This is a genomic window from Priestia sp. AB, from assembly GCF_028369225.1.
Lineage (GTDB): Bacteria > Bacillota > Bacilli > Bacillales > Bacillaceae_H > Priestia > Priestia megaterium.
In genome coordinates, this window is sequence record NZ_JAQMYN010000001.1 from 856,213 (window position 1) to 871,157 (window position 14,945).

Consider the following 14,945-nt stretch of genomic DNA (forward strand, 5'->3'; position numbering starts at 1 on the left):
AATATGACTGTTCAATGCGCATGGTGCGAAGAAGAAAAAGCAGTAGAAACAACCAATACCGCATACTGGGAATTGCCAGATGGAACGAGAAGTATTGAAATTACTCATATGCCATGTATCAGCTGTTCAGGTTGCGGGATGTCATATCAAGAAGAAGAGATCATAGAAGAAGTGGAAACACAGCTGCTTCTTGTCGATACAAAAAAACTTGATGAATCCATTCGGTATGATGAGCTATTAAAAGTGCCAAGATTATTAAAGCGCAACTACTTTAAATTCTAAAAAGCCGCCCCTTATTTTGTAAGGGGCGGCTTTGCTTATTGATAAGCCTTTGTTCCAGCAGTGCGCAGGCTGTAGGCGTGTTTTAAAGCCACTGTAACAGGACGGAAAGTTGGAAGTTCGACTTCGTCTATTTTCGAAACGGGCAAGAGACCAACAGACGTGCTCGTAATAAAAACTTCATCAGCGTCTTTTAAAAAGGAAGGAGTCATATTTTGTTCGCGGATTTGAATGGCTTGTTCCTGCGCACATTCCAGCACGTTAGCGCGCGTAATACCGGATAGAATTTTTCTTGTGGCAGGAGTCGTGAACAAGACGTTGTCTTTTATCGCAAATACATTGCTGCTTGACCCTTCGGTTATGTATCCGTCTTTTACTAAAATAGCTTCTTTACATCCTTTAGAAGCCGCAGCTTGTTTGGCAAGAAGGTTAGGAAGAAGGTTCAATGATTTGATATAGCAATTAGCCCATCGTTCGTCTTCCAAAAGAAGCGTGGAAATGCCTTTTTCATAGGCTTCTTCAGGTGTTTGGCGAGGGTGGCGTATTGTGAGTGCTAATTGTGCAGGTACATCGGGAAATAAATGATTTCGAGGAGCAATCCCGCGCGTAACTTGAATATAAATATCAGCGTCTTTTAACGTTGATTTTTCCATTGCTTGATGAATGATGTCCTTTAGTTCTTGTCTTGAAACCGGCAGCTCGATAAAGATTGCCTTTGCACTTCTTTCTAAGCGGTCTAAGTGACGTTCAATTGAAAACGGAACTCCTTTGTATACGCGAATAAATTCATAAACACCGTCTCCAAATTGGTGACCGCGTTCATCAATTGGAATAACAGCCTCATTAATATCTCTAAACTCTCCAGCATAATATGCTAATTCCATCTTGAAAAACTCCCTTCCTTTAGATATTAAAACGTTAACATAAAATTCAGCAAAATGAAATTATTTACTTGGCTTCTCCAAAGAAAATGAAAAAAGTCATACTCCTTTAGGAGTATGACTTTTATGAAAACGTACGTTTGAAAGCTAATGAAAATTTCTGAATGGCTTTTTTAGGTGTAACAAACTGGACGATGAGCTTAGTACCGGTGATGAACCAATCGACGATACGGCTGCCGAGAAGCATCGTTACTAAAATGGACAGTGCGATTAAGACGATAATTCCCCATGAGGTTGGCTCTAGACTTTTTGAGAAGTCAGTTGTAAAGAACCATTTTAAAATGAAGCCGTGCAATAAATACACGTATAGGGATCGCTGTCCAATGCTTGTTAAAGCAAAACCGCGCGTTGGAATTAAAGCCATAAAGGCAAAAGATACAAGAAAAGCAATTCCATAGTGAGAAACGCGCATTAAAAATTCGGCCACATTGTCGTACGTGTTCGTTCCATACAGCATATCTGTGTAAGCCGTGTCGTCTAAGAAAGAATAGCTTCCAATTAATGTCACTAGCAATACGATGGATGCAATGATTCGATTTCGCGCTGTCAAAAGATTTGTAAAAGGCTCTTGTCGCTGCGACAAATAGTAGCCTAAAAGGAAAAACGGGAAGAAGACAAACATTCGGCTAATGCTTAGAATTTTATCAAATCCGTCAATATCAATGAAGCCCATTGCAAGTCCAAGCGAAATAGAGACAGTTAAGCTAATCCACATCGGGAATTTCGCAAAGAAAGGAAGCATTAATTTCCAAAAAATTAAGCTCAGTAGGAACCACATTGCCCATCTAGGAACCAAATATTGAAGCGTGTACGTTTCATCTGTATAAAGCACACTATAATAAAGGGTATAGATAGTTTGGAAAGCTAAGTAAGGAAGAGCCACCTTTGTAAATATTTTTTTGTAATAGCCTTTTTTATGAAAATTTTTTGAGAAATAACCTGCTAGTAAAATAAAGACAGGCATATGGAAAATAAAGATAAAGTGATAAATGGACAGCATTCCGCTGCTATCTGTTCGGTACGGAGAAATCATGTGCCCAAATACAACCAAAAAAATTAATACAAATTTAGCATTATCAAAGTAAGCATTTCGAGTATTCATAGTATTATTTTTCCTCAACATATGCTGATGTAAACCTCCCACCAACAAAATTTATTTAAATGGCGATTATTGTTAGAATAACCTTTCACTACGGAATTAAAACATGAATTCTTCTTTTTTGCAATTACATAAAGGTTTGAGAAACCTGTCGAATCAATGCTTTTGTTATAAAAACGATGTGTTTTTGTTACAAATGTCTTTTTGAAAAAAGAAAAATATTGATATAACAATATTTATTCGTTACGCTAATAGTGAAATTTGTTTTGCAACTGTAACATGAATTTAATATTTTTTGTCCAGTAAACCACTTATATTGCAGTGTTCGACATCTACATATCAAAGAAGAAAGTTGTAGATTTCTTGAAAAAATGATAGAAAAGATACACATACCGCTGGAGGGGGAGTACGATGAAATCCTTTTATCACTATATAATGAAATTCCGATCAAATAAAAAACATGATCGAATGGGAGAGTTTGCGCGAAGTGCTTATGATGATCACAGCTTCCCGAAATCTTCAACAGATTATGACGAACTGAGTTCTTATTTAGAGCTCAACGGACATTATTTATCAAGTATGACCGTATTTGATGAAGCATGGGAGCTTTATCAAAATAATGCGTGAGGAATAAAAAAGCAGGCTGATGGATATCCATCAGCCTGCTTTTTTGTTTTCTTTAGCTCATGCAGTCAGCAGGGGTAAAAATGATAGAGGGCAATAGATAATAAAGGCTTGGTTCTAAAGATGTTATACTTCCCCTTTTTTAGTTACTGCATATAATATTGTAACTTTTCAGTAGGTGTATGTTTACTAAGGAGGTGCGACGATGGCAGGGAAGAAAAAACCTAAATACGGAATTGGTGAAACAGTCGTTGTAACAATATACGGGACCGTTGGCACTATTACCGATATAAAAGTGATGGATGGGATTTTTGTATACGAAATCAACCATAGTGAAGGTCTTTTTTTAGAAGATACAATTGAGCTTCTAGAAGAATATGAAGGTCAAATATTAGTACAGGAAAGAGTAGAGCTTGAGTATAAATTTTTCTTCGGCGATATCGTCCAGGTTTTTAATTATGGAAAAGAGTTATTTAAAATCATTGGTATTCGAACAGAAATATGGCGTTATAAAGAGGATTCATGGGAAGATATTGTCTATGAATTGTCACGTGTAACAGATGGAGAATGGCTTGAGGCTAGTGAAGAAGAACTCATTCTCGTAACTCCTCATGAGGAAACAGAAAATTACGCTCAAAGTGTTGATATGTTGTATTTAGGTAAAGAAATTAAAAAGACGGAGTTGCTACCAAAGATGAAAAAACAAAACGGTTCTGAAAAAGAAGAAGTGAGGTTAACTAAAGAAAAGCATGAGATTATAAACGGTCTTTTAGATGTGTACAATGATTATAAATTTTTGTATGAGCTTTTTGAAGATGAAGAATATGCTGAAGTCATGAACTTAGTGCTGAAACATTTAAAAAAGATAGCAAAATCCGAACAAGGAAAATAGCAGGTAGATGCCTAATAAATAAAAGATAGCCGAGATAGATCATTACATCTCTCTTAGCTATCTTTTATTGTGTATACGGCAATGGTAATGAAAAAAGAATGGGTATAATTACCTCTCTATTTAAACTGCTGAAATTTTAGACATACTATTGCCGAATTGTTCATAAATGTGTATAAGGTAAAACTTCAAGCAGAAGATGGAGTGAACCTATTTTTAAGAAAAATAAGGTACGCTAATCCGTTCAAACGGGATAAGGAGTGATATTGTGAAAGAAATCGAAGTGGTCATTGATACGGAAGAAATTGCGGAGTTCTTTTACAATGAACTAGTCAAGCGAGGCTATGTTCCCGCTGAAGAAGAGCTAGGCGAATTAGCGGATATAACTTTTGATTATCTCATTGATAAATGTATTATTGATGAGCAAGATGAAGAATAAAAAGATAGATACATCTGTAACGACGGGGAAACTCGTCGTTTTGTTTATGAGACAGCGGCTATGAAAAAGGGTTAGCAGCTTTAATAGCGGATTGCACTTTTATATGATGCTGAAGGGGAATTTTTTTAACGGAAGAAGCGGGAATAGACTCAAGGAGAGAAAATATGCTTTCGTCTTCAAACCACTCATCTTTTCTTAAAAAAAGGTGTACACGGTCTCCCCAGCTCATATTTAAAGTCGGGCTATACAGCTTTTTAGAATGAGTTCGATTCTTTGTAAATATATCCGAATTATAATCGCTTCGAGACCCTGTGTGGGGGTGTTTAAGGCTAAATGTATAGATAGAATCATGCAAGTTTGAATAAAAAAGAAGAACGTATAAAGTTTTTCCCACTTCAATCCGTTTTAAGACAGACTCGAAATGATACACTTTTGTTCCACATAAATCAATGTTATTACCTGAATAATAGGGAAAGACGATTTGAGTCATACCGAGAAAGTTTTGAGTGTGAAACTGCCAAGAGTGAAGAACATCCCGCTGAAACTCTTTTTTAAAGAGAACATTTTTTTCGATATGATACTGTTCGTTCACAATCAGAGCTATTGATAAGAGCGTTTTGTTTCTATGCTGCCAAAAGTCATTCCAAACAGCTTTCATAAAAGAAGATATGTGAAAAGCGGAGAGTAAATGAAACAGATTGCTGTTTTGTTCTTTGCTTTTTTCATAGAGTAACAGCTGAGCGTAAGCATCATGAAAAATGGCGGAGTTGGAATGTTCTAAAAACAAGAAGTACGCGTGCTGTTTTTCTGGAGAAAGCAGGGATTTTATTAAGGTAGTGGAGAGATCTGTCATATAATAGCCGCCGTTCCGCGAAACCAAGTGTGCTAAAAAAGCCCAGTGAATTTCGGGGTGTTTTTGATAATAGTCTAAATAAGCTTGGGTACGTGTAACATTGTTTTGATTAGCTTTTTTTACTTTTTTTCGAATCTCTTTAATCAATTTTACGTCTTCTCCGATAAAAGACAGCGGGAGGGTAGCGGGAGGTTTGAGCTGCATCATCTGCTGCAGGCGAAGAACATCCTCCAATCTAATGAGGGGATTTGTGTTAGTAGAAGTCATGTTAAGCCTCCTTTGAAACGTTTAACTATATAAAAAAAGGGTAAGGGACTTTTTGAAACCTTTATAACATTTCGTACGTATAAAGGGTAACAAATGTTAAGAAAAGAGGTTTTCTTTATGTTCAGAAAAATTTTTGAATCATTAACTGGATCTAAACATCGACGCTACAGCAGCAGCGATCGACACTATCGACGTGCTCGTCACTACAGCAGCAGTGATCATCATTACAGACGTCCTCGTCACCATAGCAGCAGTAGCGATTATAAGCGAAGCAAATATTATGACAGCCATAGTCATTCAAAATATGGACACCACCACTATAAGCGCAAGCGTAAAAGCGGAAGTTTCTTCTCAAGCTTTTTCTCAAGTTGATTTATGATGAAAAATCGAATGTTCAAATATCTTTATCGCTGGCTAGTTGACCGCCCTTTTAAAAAAGGAAAAGTCATTTGCGGGCGCTATGAAATCATAGGTGTACTGGGAATGGGAAGCTATGGTATAACATATGTTGCTAACGACATTGTGCAACAAAAAAAGGTAGTCGTAAAGCAACTCCGTAAAACGAAGCAGCGCACGTCCCAGGGGCTGAAGTCTTATGATTATGAAGCAAAATTGTTGTCTCAATTAAACCACCCTCAAATTCCTTCACTGTATGAAGCTATCGAAACAGATGAAGGCTGTTTCTTAGTGATGGAGTTGATTCAAGGGAAAACGTTTGAAGATTTAATTTTTGAAGAGAAGTGCGTGTATACGGAAGAACAAGCGCTTAACATTTTACTTAATATTTTAGACGTAGTTTCTGCTATTCATGAGCAAGGAATCGTTCACCGTGATCTTCGTATTCCAAATATTATTGATGTTAACGGAACCATCTATGTTATTGACTTTGGTCTTGCTAGATTTTTAGGAGACCATGAAGAAACAAGCACCCTTATAGAAGAGCAGCAGTTTATGAGACAAACATCTGCTGCAAGCGATATCTATGCACTTGGTCATTTTCTTTTATTTTTATTATACTCTGGTTATGAGCCGACGGAACAACAAGAAAGAAGCTGGGAACAAGAGTTACATTTGTCGGCGCCTATTAAGACAATCATTCAAAAAATGCTGAGAGCAGATGAATCGTATGAAAGCATTAAAAGTTTACAAAAAGATATTTATGACTATATAAATAGTAAGAACTCAGGGAGGGGAAAGTATGGCGCTATTTAATAAAGCGTTAGCCCGCATTGGAATTGGTGCAGCGCGAGTGGACGCTAAACTTGTCAATGATGAATTTCGTGCTGGTGAAAAGATTGAAGGAATTGTTGAAGTGTACGGAGGGAATGTTGAGCAGAAAATTGACAGCATCTATCTGCGTCTATTCACAACTTATGTAAAAGAAAGAGACGATAAAAAATATAAGCAGGATATTGAGCTTAATACGTTTAAGATTAACGACCCGTTCACGATTCAACCATCTGAAACGAAGTCTATTCCTTTTACCTTTCAGCTGCCTGATGATACGCCTGTTACATTAGGGAGAACCCGGGTTTGGGTGGCGACGAGCCTTGATATTAAAGACGCCGTTGATCCGTCAGATATTGATCATGTAAAAGTGCTTCCTAACCTTATGGTAACAAGCACAATTGAAGCTATGGAACAGCTTGGCTTTCGCTTGCGCCAAGTCGAGTGCGAAGAAGCCCCTCGCCGGATGAGAAAAAGACTTCCTTTTGTTCAAGAATTTGAATTTGTTCCAAGTGGTGGAGTGTACGCTGGGAAAGTAGATGAAATTGAAATCATCGTACAGCCGAGCGGCTTACATGACTACGATTTATTTATAGAAGTAGATCGACGTGCCAGAGGGTTTGGCGGCTTTCTATCTGAAATGCTGGATGCAGATGAGTCGCTCGTTCATGTTCATGTTTCTGAAAAAGAAATTCCTCAGTTAAAAAATATATTAACCAGTATTATTTCACGCTATAGCTAACGTGCATAGCTCTCCTTTATTTTTCGTATATTAAAGACAGTAAAAAGAAAGGAGAGAGGTATATGCCGCAATCAAAGCAAACGAAAAAAATAAATGCAAAAGAGGAGTTTTCGGCTGAATTTGTCGTTCATCAAGCTCCTAAGCCAGAAGACTATATTCAGCCAAAACGTGTGAATAAGTAAAGCATGTAGAACACTACATGCTTTTTCTTTTAATAGGTTGGAGGAAATAAAAAATGGTAAACCGCACTACAAAATATTCTCTATTTATTGTATCGCTTTTAGCTTTCTTTTTACTGATTTTATTTACATTTAATACACCTTGGGTGAAACAGCTTGACTTTAATGTGCTTCATACCATTGAAGGATGGAGGACGGACACGTTAACCCCCATCATCATATTTATAACAACTGTAGGATCTTGGTATGTTACTGCGCCAATATGGTTTGCAATTATAGTATTTCTTCTTTATAAACGAAAAGGGTTGCTCGTTTTATATATCACGCTCGTTTTTTGGGGAGTTCGCGCTTTAAATTGGGGATTGAAGGAGATTTTTGCAAGACCAAGACCTGATTGGAGTCAAGTCATTCCCGCCTCTCACTATAGTTTTCCGAGCGGACATGCCATGAACTCAATGGCGTTTTACAGCGGAGTACTTTTGTTAATATGGATGTATACAAGAAGCAGGGCTGTTAAAACGGCAGCTGCATGTGTAATTGCTATTGTTATTTTATTAATTGGATTTAGCCGTTTGTATTTAGGCGTACACTTTTTAACGGATATACTAGCAGGATATTGTTTAGGACTTGCTTGGTCCTTAGGGGTCTACCTCCTTTCTAAACGCCTATATAACCAAAAATAGGAGCAATGGTTACATTTTTTTCGTTAATATTTCATTTTGTTTAAGTAGGCCTATTGATTCATCCATTCAAAAATAACTAATGATAAAATGGGAAACAAATATTTTATGTACATGTTTAATAAGAAAAAACTAGTAATTTCGACAAAAAACGTTTTGATTCGATAAAGGGTTTTCGGATTTTATCACTAATTATATAAGAATACATGACGTAAAAGAGTAAATACTTGCTTTTGGGTGGAGGGAAGAATGTTGAGTGTGTGGACCACAATAAAAAAACAATTTAATATTAGCACAGAATATGATGTAACCATTATGCAAACAGAAGAAAAAGGCGAAAAGCGCGGATATAAGCCTGTCCATCGTCTAACGATTACAGCATTCGATCATCAAGACGCAGCAACACAAGTATTTCAGATGTTTAATATTGCTGATAATTTGCCAAAAGATTGTGATGCAAGGTTTATCAGCACAGGCGATATTTTGTTAATTGATGAAGGTACTCGAGGAAAGTATTACTACAAGCTATGGACAGACGGCTGGCAAAAAGTGAACCGCCTGCACGTACGCTAAATATAAGGTAAAAGCGACCTATCTGGCCGCTTTTTATTTATATGTTGACCCTTAGTAATCACGAGTATGATGGCCAGGGCCATTTTTTCGGTTTGTTGCTGAATATTCATCTCCATGGGCTTCATGTTCTGCTATAATTGCTTCTTTTGGAATATGATTATTCTTTTTAGGCGAATTAATTCTATTGCGATGTTTTTTTCCCATACATATCACCTCAGCTAACGTTAGTAAATCCCTTGCGTTATTAGCGTACCCTTATATAAAAAGACATATTACGCCATTTTTTGGGCCGTATGTCTTTTTATTTTTGTCGCATAATGTTAGAAGGAAATAGACATGCAAGGGATACAATATGGTATAGTGAAAGCGTAAGATTTTTTACATATAGGAGGTACGAAATGAGCGTACATATTGGAGCAAAACAAGGTGATATTGCAGAAACGATTTTACTTCCAGGTGATCCACTTCGTGCAAAATACATTGCAGAAACATTTTTAGAAGATGTAACTTGCTATAACGAAGTGCGCGGTATGCTTGGATTTACAGGAACATATAAAGGAAAACGCGTTTCTGTTCAAGGAACAGGAATGGGTGTACCATCAATTGCTATTTATGTAAATGAACTAATGAATGAATATGGTGTCCAAAATCTAATTCGCGTTGGTACATGCGGAGCAATTCAAAAAGATGTAAAAGTACGTGACGTTATCTTGGCCATGTCCTCGTCAAGTGATTCACAAATGAACCGCGTTAAATTTGGTCCTATCGACTATGCACCGACAGCTAACTTTGATTTATTAAAGCGCGCTTACGATGCAGGTGTTGAAAAAGGTCTTCAGTTAAAAGTAGGAAGTGTATTTACATCTGATCAATTTTACAATGAAGACGGCCAGCTAGAAAAATTGGCAGCTCACGGCGTATTGGCAGTTGAAATGGAAACAACGGCTTTGTATACGCTAGCTGCTAAATACGGCCGTAATGCTTTATCGGTTTTAACAGTAAGTGATCACATTTTCACTGGTGAAGAAACAACGTCAGAAGAGCGTCAAACGACGTTTAACGATATGATTGTTGTTGCGCTTGAAGCAGCAATTAATGAATGAACATAAAGTCGTTTATTTGCTGAATGGCAGCGAAAAGCTGCGGCGTAACAAATAAAAAGACGAGAAGCAATCAAGCTTCTCGTCTTTTTATTTGTGAAAATTAATTGTTTCCAAACAGGAAATTGTATGGTACGATTTGATACGTTAAAAACGGCTTTGATTTTCGTGAAAGTCGAAAATCGTATAAAAAATTCATAAGAGGTGATAAACCATCATGGTGGCAAGTATTAAACAGCAGTGGTTTTCAAATGTTCGAGCAGATATTTTGTCTGGGATGACAGTTGCTCTTGCGCTTATTCCAGAAGCCCTTGCTTTTTCCATTATCGCCGGTGTCGATCCCATGGTTGGCCTGTATGCATCTTTTTGTATGGCAATTGTGATTGCTTTTACAGGCGGAAGACCAGCTATGATTTCAGCTGCAACAGGAGCAATGTCTTTATTGATGATTAACTTAGTCAAAGATCACGGCATTGAGTATTTATTTGCAGCTACTGTTTTAACCGGAATTATTCAAATTTTACTTGGTGTTTTGAAAGTAGGAAGGTTTTTATCATTTCTTCCTCAAACAGTTATGATTGGATTTGTAAATGCGCTAGGTATTTTAATTTTTACAGCACAGCTTCCGCATTTTCAAGGAGCAAACTGGATGATGTACGCAATGGTGGCCGGAACGCTGCTCATCGTCTATTTGTTTCCGCTCATGACCAAAGCAATACCATCTCCGCTTGTTGCCATTGTCTTGATGACGATTGTAGCGATTGTCTTTCATTTAGATTTAAAAACGGTAGGAGATATGGGAAATATTACGCGTTCGCTGCCGGTTCTTCACTTTCCAAAGGTTGATTTATCAGGGGAGACGCTGCTTATCATTTTACCTTATTCGCTTCCTTTGGCGATTGTAGGCCTACTTGAATCTATGCTAACGGCAACGGTACTGGACGAAATTACAGATACGCCTTCGAATAAAAATAAAGAAGCACGCGGTCAAGGCATTGCTAATATTGTAACAGGCTTCTTTGGAGGAATGGCTGGCTGTGCCATGATTGGACAATCTATGATTAATGTAAAATCAGGGGGACGTGGAAGGTTATCTACCTTAGTCGCCGGAGTCTTTTTATTGTTCTTAATTATGGTGCTTGGCGATGTTGTTAAACAAATTCCAATGGCTGCTCTTGTAGGCGTTATGTTTATGGTAGCTGCTGGTACATTTGATTGGCAGTCCCTTAAAGACTTAACGAAATATCCGCTATCGGATGCTATTGTAATGGTTGTTACGGTGGTTATCGTATTGTTTACACATAACTTAGCATTAGGAGTAATGGTAGGTATCGTTTTAAGCACCATTGTATTTGGCTGGAAGATGGCTAAAATCAAAACGACTTCACAAACAGAAGGCAATATGAAGCAATACAGGGTTTCAGGGCAATTATTTTTTGCCACGATCAGCTTCTTCATGGATGAATTTCAGTATGAAACAGACCCGGATACCATCATTATTGATTTTAGTTCTTCTCATATATGGGATCAATCGGCCGTGATCGGCATCTCGAAAATTATCGATAAGTACGAGCGATTGAATAAAAAGGTTATTGTAAAAGGACTAAATGAAGACAGTAAAAAAATCGTAAGGCAAATTGGCATAACGTCGCTGTCGAACAAATAAAAGGTGTGCAGTAGCACACCTTTTTTACTTGTTTCGTTTTAGTAGCTGTATGAGCCAGGTGGAAAAAGAAGTTGTAGATGAAGGTACGGATGTCTGTTTTAACAAAATAGCATAGGCTTTGCGCCGATATTGGTAATCAAGCATGCATATCTACTCCTTTTAAAACAGGATTTGGAAGCGTTTTTTTTATTGTAGCATGCTTAATAGGGAGATAAAAGAAAAAAGAGAGACCATCGTCTCTCTTTAATCATTTCCAAACATATAGCGTTTGTGATGCCATGAGATGCCAAACATCAGACCCATTGCAAACATGTTCCCCATCAGTGAACTACCTCCGTATGAAATAAAAGGAAGTGGAATTCCGGTAATAGGCAAGACTTGAATGGTCATACCGATATTTTGAAATACGTGGAACGTAAGCATTGAAATAACGCCTACACATAAGTAAGAATTGAATTCATTTTTTGTTTCAAGGCCTAGCTTGATCAAGTAATAAACGAGTACGAAGAAAAGACTAATAACAATGCTGGCGCCGATAAAGCCAAACTCTTCTCCAATAACCGCAAAAATAAAGTCGGTCTGCCCCTCTGGCAAATAGACAACTCCATTTCCGATTCCTTTACCGTTTACCATTCCTGATCCAATTGCATCTAACGATTTCTTTAAATGATAGCCCTCTCCCGAACTATATGACTCAGGATCAAGCCAAGAATAGATACGTCCAAATTGGTATTGCTTAACCCCTAGATACTTTTCTAATAGGCTAGGTGCATAAACAACAAGTCCCAAAATGACAGAACCAACCGCTGTAATACCTAAAAATGCAGGCGCGATGATTTTCCAGCTTACGCCTGAAACAAATACAAGTCCAACTGTGATTGCTAAGAACACAAGAGCGGTACCTAAGTCAGGCTGCTGCATGATTAATAATAAAGGTAAAGCAAGTACAGCACCCAGTTTACCAAGCAGTAAAAAGTCTTCTCTTACTGTCCGAATACGATATTTTTCATTGTGTTTAACAATGACCGTACTCAGTGTGATAATCAAAAACACTTTCATAAACTCTGATGGCTGTAACGAAAAGCCGGGAAGTGTGAACCAACTTTTTGCTCCGTTAATTTCTCTGGCAATGCTTGACGGAGCCACTAGTAAAAGAAGCAATAAAAAGTTACCAAATCCATAAAAAACCCACGTTAGCTTTTGAAGCTGATCGGAGTCAAAACGCATGACAAACCCTATAATCACCATTCCGATTATATAAAAAACAACTTGTTGCGCTACGAAGTTCTTATCATACTGCCCAATTTTTTCAGCACTATGGATTGCCACAACGCTTACGCAAAACAATAGGAAGATTAGGAAAGCCAAGTTCCAGTCAAATCTACTAACATTTCTTTGATTTTCACCCATATTATTCACCTGTCACTATTAAATCTCATTCTTTCTTTATGATAAAAGAAAAATGCTGGTTTTTAATGCAAAGTCGATTAATGAAGAGTCGCACTAACCCCACTTTGCAGTTTTTGCTTTGAATATAGACTTGCTAAAAGTAAGAAAAGATATGTCGCAAGCTGCGTTACCATACAGCCTTTTATTATACATGAATTATTCTATAACATAAATAGGAGAAATGATAACAATTTCTTTTTTCTAAAAACTCTATTTGTAGGGATTTATTCAATTCATCTTCTTTATCTCCTTAAAGGTTAATATGAAAACATATTATAGGAATTTATCTTTTTTTGCACGTGAAAAGATAAAGAAACGTGTATATATATAACGAAAGAAAGGGCAAATAGTTTCATATGAACCACTGAAAAATTCTAAACTGCGAGGACTAAATCTAGCAAGCTATACATATGAATAATAGTAAAGATAAGAGAAAGTGTTCTACACTATCTTTTTCTACATGCAGACATTCAACTTCTTAGCACTCCCACAAGTAAACAGTTGAGACAAGAATATAGTTACATTCGACTTTCTTGCTGATGAACGAACGTATGGAAGGTATATGGATAGATTACCGTATCAAAGACATAGGATATTAAGAAAATAATAGATAGAGATTAATAGAATCATAACGTAGAGAGGTGTGTTTATGATTATAGGGGCAAGTGTGACAGCATTATTATTATTATGGTGGACAATTTTTTATAGCGGGCGCTACTATCATTATGTTTCAGAGCCTGTTGGCAAAAGAATTTCCCTTCACGTAGGAATACATGTCACCTTAGTGGTTGGAGTGAATGCATGTCTCTGGCTTGAGCAGCCGCTGCTTTTTTCTAGTATTTTAGCAGGGTGTGCAGGACTAGGAGCCGGATGGTTTGTAGGGATTCCTTTTTCGGTAAAAAGTATTTTAAGTGGAATAATGGGGGGCATAGGAACCGGTGTTAGTTTTTATATCTCTATGAGCATGTGGATGGATCAATTTATCTGGCTATCTTTTTTATTGATAGGAACGAGCGTTATTTTTAGCGGAAGCTCGTTATTTCAAGTGTTAAAATCGATTCCGTCATTTGAAAAGGTACTGGTGAAAATGTGGATTCAACATCCTTTTCTGATAGCTCCTATTTTGATTACCGTATTTTGGCTGTATAATTTTATTGAAAAATATTTTCCGCAAGCAGATCCAACACGCAAGTAGTTTCCGTGTTGGATTTATTATTTCCTCTGATAAGACTCCCCTTTAAGTTTACCAAGTTTAACATCGTTCAATTAGTCTATAGAAGGTAAAAGTAGACATTCACCTATCTTCATTATGATGCATATTGTAACGTAGCAAGCATTATAAAGGGGGAGTGCGTATGTATCCATATCAATACGATCCACGTTTTCAAAATTTGTTTCCACCTGGAGGAGGCCAAGGGTTTCCATCGTTTCCACCTGGAGGAGGAGGCCAAGGATTTCCACCGCCGCCACCTGGAGGAGGAGGTCAAGGATTTCCACCACCACCTGGAGGAGGGGGCCAAGGGTTTCCGCCGCAGGGAGGAGCGCAGCCGCCTTCAAGTCCGCCGCCAGCTTTTACACCTACACCAAAGCTAGGTTCAGGAGGTCCATCGCTTTATGCTGTTGATCCAGGCGCTATTTCAGGGTGCTTATACCGATATACTTATATATGGCCGAGAAATGGTCGACCTTACTGGTTTTACCCAACCTTTGTAGGCAGACGCTCAGTTGCAGGATATCGCTGGACAGGATCTTTCTGGGTGTATGCTGGGGTAGATGTAAATCAAATTCGAGAATTTCAATGTGTATAAAACTCCGCTTGCGGAGTTTTTTGTGCGAAAAGGTTGACGCATAAAAAATGACGTTATATAATAAATCTCGAATTAAAGATAATTTGTTTAGTAATATCTTGAATTAATGATAATAGACACTTTTTAGGAG

Annotated in this window: 18 protein-coding genes; 13 read left to right on the top strand and 5 right to left on the bottom strand. The window is 37.5% G+C overall.

What is annotated here, in order from left to right; all coding sequences use genetic code 11:
• Positions 1 to 3: 3 nt before the first annotated feature.
• A complete protein-coding gene (locus tag POF52_RS04340; RefSeq protein ID WP_013058725.1) occupies positions 4 to 282 on the top strand; it encodes a YokU family protein in 279 nt (92 codons plus the stop codon).
• 35 nt (positions 283 to 317) lie between these two features.
• Here POF52_RS04340 and dat read toward each other — a convergent pair whose 3' ends face one another.
• Positions 318 to 1,163 carry a D-amino-acid transaminase gene (gene dat / locus POF52_RS04345; protein WP_013084681.1) on the bottom strand — a complete coding sequence of 282 codons (846 nt, stop codon included), beginning with the start codon at positions 1,161 to 1,163 and terminating at the stop codon, positions 318 to 320.
• A 121-nt stretch (positions 1,164 to 1,284) separates the two neighbouring features.
• Positions 1,285 to 2,322 carry an acyltransferase family protein gene (locus tag POF52_RS04350; RefSeq protein WP_013058723.1) on the bottom strand — a complete coding sequence of 346 codons (1,038 nt, stop codon included), beginning with the start codon at positions 2,320 to 2,322 and terminating at the stop codon, positions 1,285 to 1,287.
• A gap of 408 nt (positions 2,323 to 2,730) precedes the next feature.
• Here POF52_RS04350 and POF52_RS04355 point away from each other — a divergent pair, with 408 nt between their 5' ends.
• The 3 genes from POF52_RS04355 to POF52_RS04365 all read left to right on the top strand — a co-directional run bounded on the left by POF52_RS04355 (position 2,731) and on the right by POF52_RS04365 (position 4,271).
• Entirely contained in the window at positions 2,731 to 2,946 is a 216-nt protein-coding gene (locus POF52_RS04355) for a YozE family protein (protein ID WP_013058722.1), read from the top strand.
• Positions 2,947 to 3,148: 202 nt separating this feature from the next.
• Positions 3,149 to 3,835, top strand: a complete 687-nt coding sequence (locus POF52_RS04360) for a hypothetical protein (protein ID WP_013058721.1) — start codon at positions 3,149 to 3,151, stop codon at positions 3,833 to 3,835.
• A gap of 265 nt (positions 3,836 to 4,100) precedes the next feature.
• Complete coding sequence (locus tag POF52_RS04365) at positions 4,101 to 4,271, top strand: YozD family protein (RefSeq protein WP_013058720.1); 171 nt, start codon at positions 4,101 to 4,103, stop codon at positions 4,269 to 4,271.
• A gap of 58 nt (positions 4,272 to 4,329) precedes the next feature.
• Here POF52_RS04365 and POF52_RS04370 read toward each other — a convergent pair whose 3' ends face one another.
• Positions 4,330 to 5,391, bottom strand: coding sequence for a DUF2515 family protein (locus POF52_RS04370; protein ID WP_271990050.1), 1,062 nt, complete (start codon positions 5,389 to 5,391; stop codon positions 4,330 to 4,332).
• A 117-nt stretch (positions 5,392 to 5,508) separates the two neighbouring features.
• Here POF52_RS04370 and POF52_RS04375 point away from each other — a divergent pair, with 117 nt between their 5' ends.
• The 5 genes from POF52_RS04375 to POF52_RS04395 all read left to right on the top strand — a co-directional run bounded on the left by POF52_RS04375 (position 5,509) and on the right by POF52_RS04395 (position 8,792).
• Positions 5,509 to 5,763 (top strand): hypothetical protein, encoded by a 255-nt coding sequence (locus POF52_RS04375; RefSeq protein WP_074893265.1) that lies wholly within the window; start codon positions 5,509 to 5,511, stop codon positions 5,761 to 5,763.
• A 3-nt stretch (positions 5,764 to 5,766) separates the two neighbouring features.
• Positions 5,767 to 6,603, top strand: a complete 837-nt coding sequence (locus POF52_RS04380; RefSeq protein ID WP_271990054.1) for a serine/threonine protein kinase — start codon at positions 5,767 to 5,769, stop codon at positions 6,601 to 6,603.
• On the top strand, positions 6,590 to 7,360 hold the full coding sequence (locus tag POF52_RS04385; RefSeq protein WP_043976625.1) for a sporulation protein: 771 nt from the start codon (positions 6,590 to 6,592) through the stop codon (positions 7,358 to 7,360). Before POF52_RS04380 ends, POF52_RS04385 begins: the two co-directional genes overlap by 14 nt.
• Positions 7,361 to 7,595: 235 nt before the next feature.
• Complete coding sequence (locus tag POF52_RS04390) at positions 7,596 to 8,222, top strand: phosphatase PAP2 family protein (protein ID WP_176583304.1); 627 nt, start codon at positions 7,596 to 7,598, stop codon at positions 8,220 to 8,222.
• Between the two features lie 246 nt (positions 8,223 to 8,468).
• Positions 8,469 to 8,792 (top strand): hypothetical protein, encoded by a 324-nt coding sequence (locus POF52_RS04395; RefSeq protein ID WP_013058713.1) that lies wholly within the window; start codon positions 8,469 to 8,471, stop codon positions 8,790 to 8,792.
• Between the two features lie 51 nt (positions 8,793 to 8,843).
• Here the strand turns inward: POF52_RS04395 and POF52_RS04400 are convergent, their stop codons facing one another.
• Positions 8,844 to 8,996 carry a hypothetical protein gene (locus tag POF52_RS04400; protein ID WP_013058712.1) on the bottom strand — a complete coding sequence of 51 codons (153 nt, stop codon included), beginning with the start codon at positions 8,994 to 8,996 and terminating at the stop codon, positions 8,844 to 8,846.
• A 194-nt stretch (positions 8,997 to 9,190) separates the two neighbouring features.
• Here POF52_RS04400 and deoD point away from each other — a divergent pair, with 194 nt between their 5' ends.
• Both deoD and POF52_RS04410 read left to right on the top strand, forming a co-directional pair.
• Entirely contained in the window at positions 9,191 to 9,895 is a 705-nt protein-coding gene (gene deoD / locus POF52_RS04405; RefSeq protein WP_013058711.1) for a purine-nucleoside phosphorylase, read from the top strand.
• 214 nt (positions 9,896 to 10,109) lie between these two features.
• The gene (locus POF52_RS04410; protein WP_176583303.1) at positions 10,110 to 11,558 is read left to right on the top strand and encodes a SulP family inorganic anion transporter; all 1,449 of its coding nucleotides are present in this window, start codon (positions 10,110 to 10,112) and stop codon (positions 11,556 to 11,558) included.
• Between the two features lie 243 nt (positions 11,559 to 11,801).
• Here POF52_RS04410 and POF52_RS04415 read toward each other — a convergent pair whose 3' ends face one another.
• Positions 11,802 to 12,968, bottom strand: coding sequence for an FtsW/RodA/SpoVE family cell cycle protein (locus POF52_RS04415; RefSeq protein WP_013084672.1), 1,167 nt, complete (start codon positions 12,966 to 12,968; stop codon positions 11,802 to 11,804).
• 688 nt (positions 12,969 to 13,656) lie between these two features.
• On the opposite strand from POF52_RS04415, the gene POF52_RS04420 reads away from it, so the two are divergent.
• Both POF52_RS04420 and POF52_RS04425 read left to right on the top strand, forming a co-directional pair.
• Positions 13,657 to 14,202: a hypothetical protein gene (locus POF52_RS04420; RefSeq protein WP_271990064.1), complete on the top strand. Its 546-nt coding sequence runs from the start codon at positions 13,657 to 13,659 to the stop codon at positions 14,200 to 14,202.
• Between the two features lie 160 nt (positions 14,203 to 14,362).
• Complete coding sequence (locus POF52_RS04425; protein ID WP_271990067.1) at positions 14,363 to 14,815, top strand: transporter; 453 nt, start codon at positions 14,363 to 14,365, stop codon at positions 14,813 to 14,815.
• The last annotated feature ends 130 nt before the right edge of the window (positions 14,816 to 14,945 follow it).

Excerpts from the sequence above, each read along its gene's own strand:
- POF52_RS04340 (WP_013058725.1), top strand. The coding sequence starts at position 4 with ATGACTGTTCAATGCGCATGGTGCGAAGAAGAAAAAGCAGTAGAAACA.
- dat (WP_013084681.1), bottom strand. The coding sequence starts at position 1,163 with ATGGAATTAGCATATTATGCTGGAGAGTTTAGAGATATTAATGAGGCT.
- POF52_RS04350 (WP_013058723.1), bottom strand. The coding sequence starts at position 2,322 with ATGAATACTCGAAATGCTTACTTTGATAATGCTAAATTTGTATTAATT.
- POF52_RS04355 (WP_013058722.1), top strand. The coding sequence starts at position 2,731 with ATGAAATCCTTTTATCACTATATAATGAAATTCCGATCAAATAAAAAA.
- POF52_RS04360 (WP_013058721.1), top strand. The coding sequence starts at position 3,149 with ATGGCAGGGAAGAAAAAACCTAAATACGGAATTGGTGAAACAGTCGTT.
- POF52_RS04370 (WP_271990050.1), bottom strand. The coding sequence starts at position 5,391 with ATGACTTCTACTAACACAAATCCCCTCATTAGATTGGAGGATGTTCTT.
- POF52_RS04375 (WP_074893265.1), top strand. The coding sequence starts at position 5,509 with ATGTTCAGAAAAATTTTTGAATCATTAACTGGATCTAAACATCGACGC.
- POF52_RS04380 (WP_271990054.1), top strand. The coding sequence starts at position 5,767 with ATGATGAAAAATCGAATGTTCAAATATCTTTATCGCTGGCTAGTTGAC.
- POF52_RS04385 (WP_043976625.1), top strand. The coding sequence starts at position 6,590 with ATGGCGCTATTTAATAAAGCGTTAGCCCGCATTGGAATTGGTGCAGCG.
- POF52_RS04390 (WP_176583304.1), top strand. The coding sequence starts at position 7,596 with ATGGTAAACCGCACTACAAAATATTCTCTATTTATTGTATCGCTTTTA.
- POF52_RS04395 (WP_013058713.1), top strand. The coding sequence starts at position 8,469 with ATGTTGAGTGTGTGGACCACAATAAAAAAACAATTTAATATTAGCACA.
- POF52_RS04400 (WP_013058712.1), bottom strand. The coding sequence starts at position 8,996 with ATGGGAAAAAAACATCGCAATAGAATTAATTCGCCTAAAAAGAATAAT.
- deoD (WP_013058711.1), top strand. The coding sequence starts at position 9,191 with ATGAGCGTACATATTGGAGCAAAACAAGGTGATATTGCAGAAACGATT.
- POF52_RS04410 (WP_176583303.1), top strand. The coding sequence starts at position 10,110 with ATGGTGGCAAGTATTAAACAGCAGTGGTTTTCAAATGTTCGAGCAGAT.
- POF52_RS04415 (WP_013084672.1), bottom strand. The coding sequence starts at position 12,968 with ATGGGTGAAAATCAAAGAAATGTTAGTAGATTTGACTGGAACTTGGCT.
- POF52_RS04420 (WP_271990064.1), top strand. The coding sequence starts at position 13,657 with ATGATTATAGGGGCAAGTGTGACAGCATTATTATTATTATGGTGGACA.
- POF52_RS04425 (WP_271990067.1), top strand. The coding sequence starts at position 14,363 with ATGTATCCATATCAATACGATCCACGTTTTCAAAATTTGTTTCCACCT.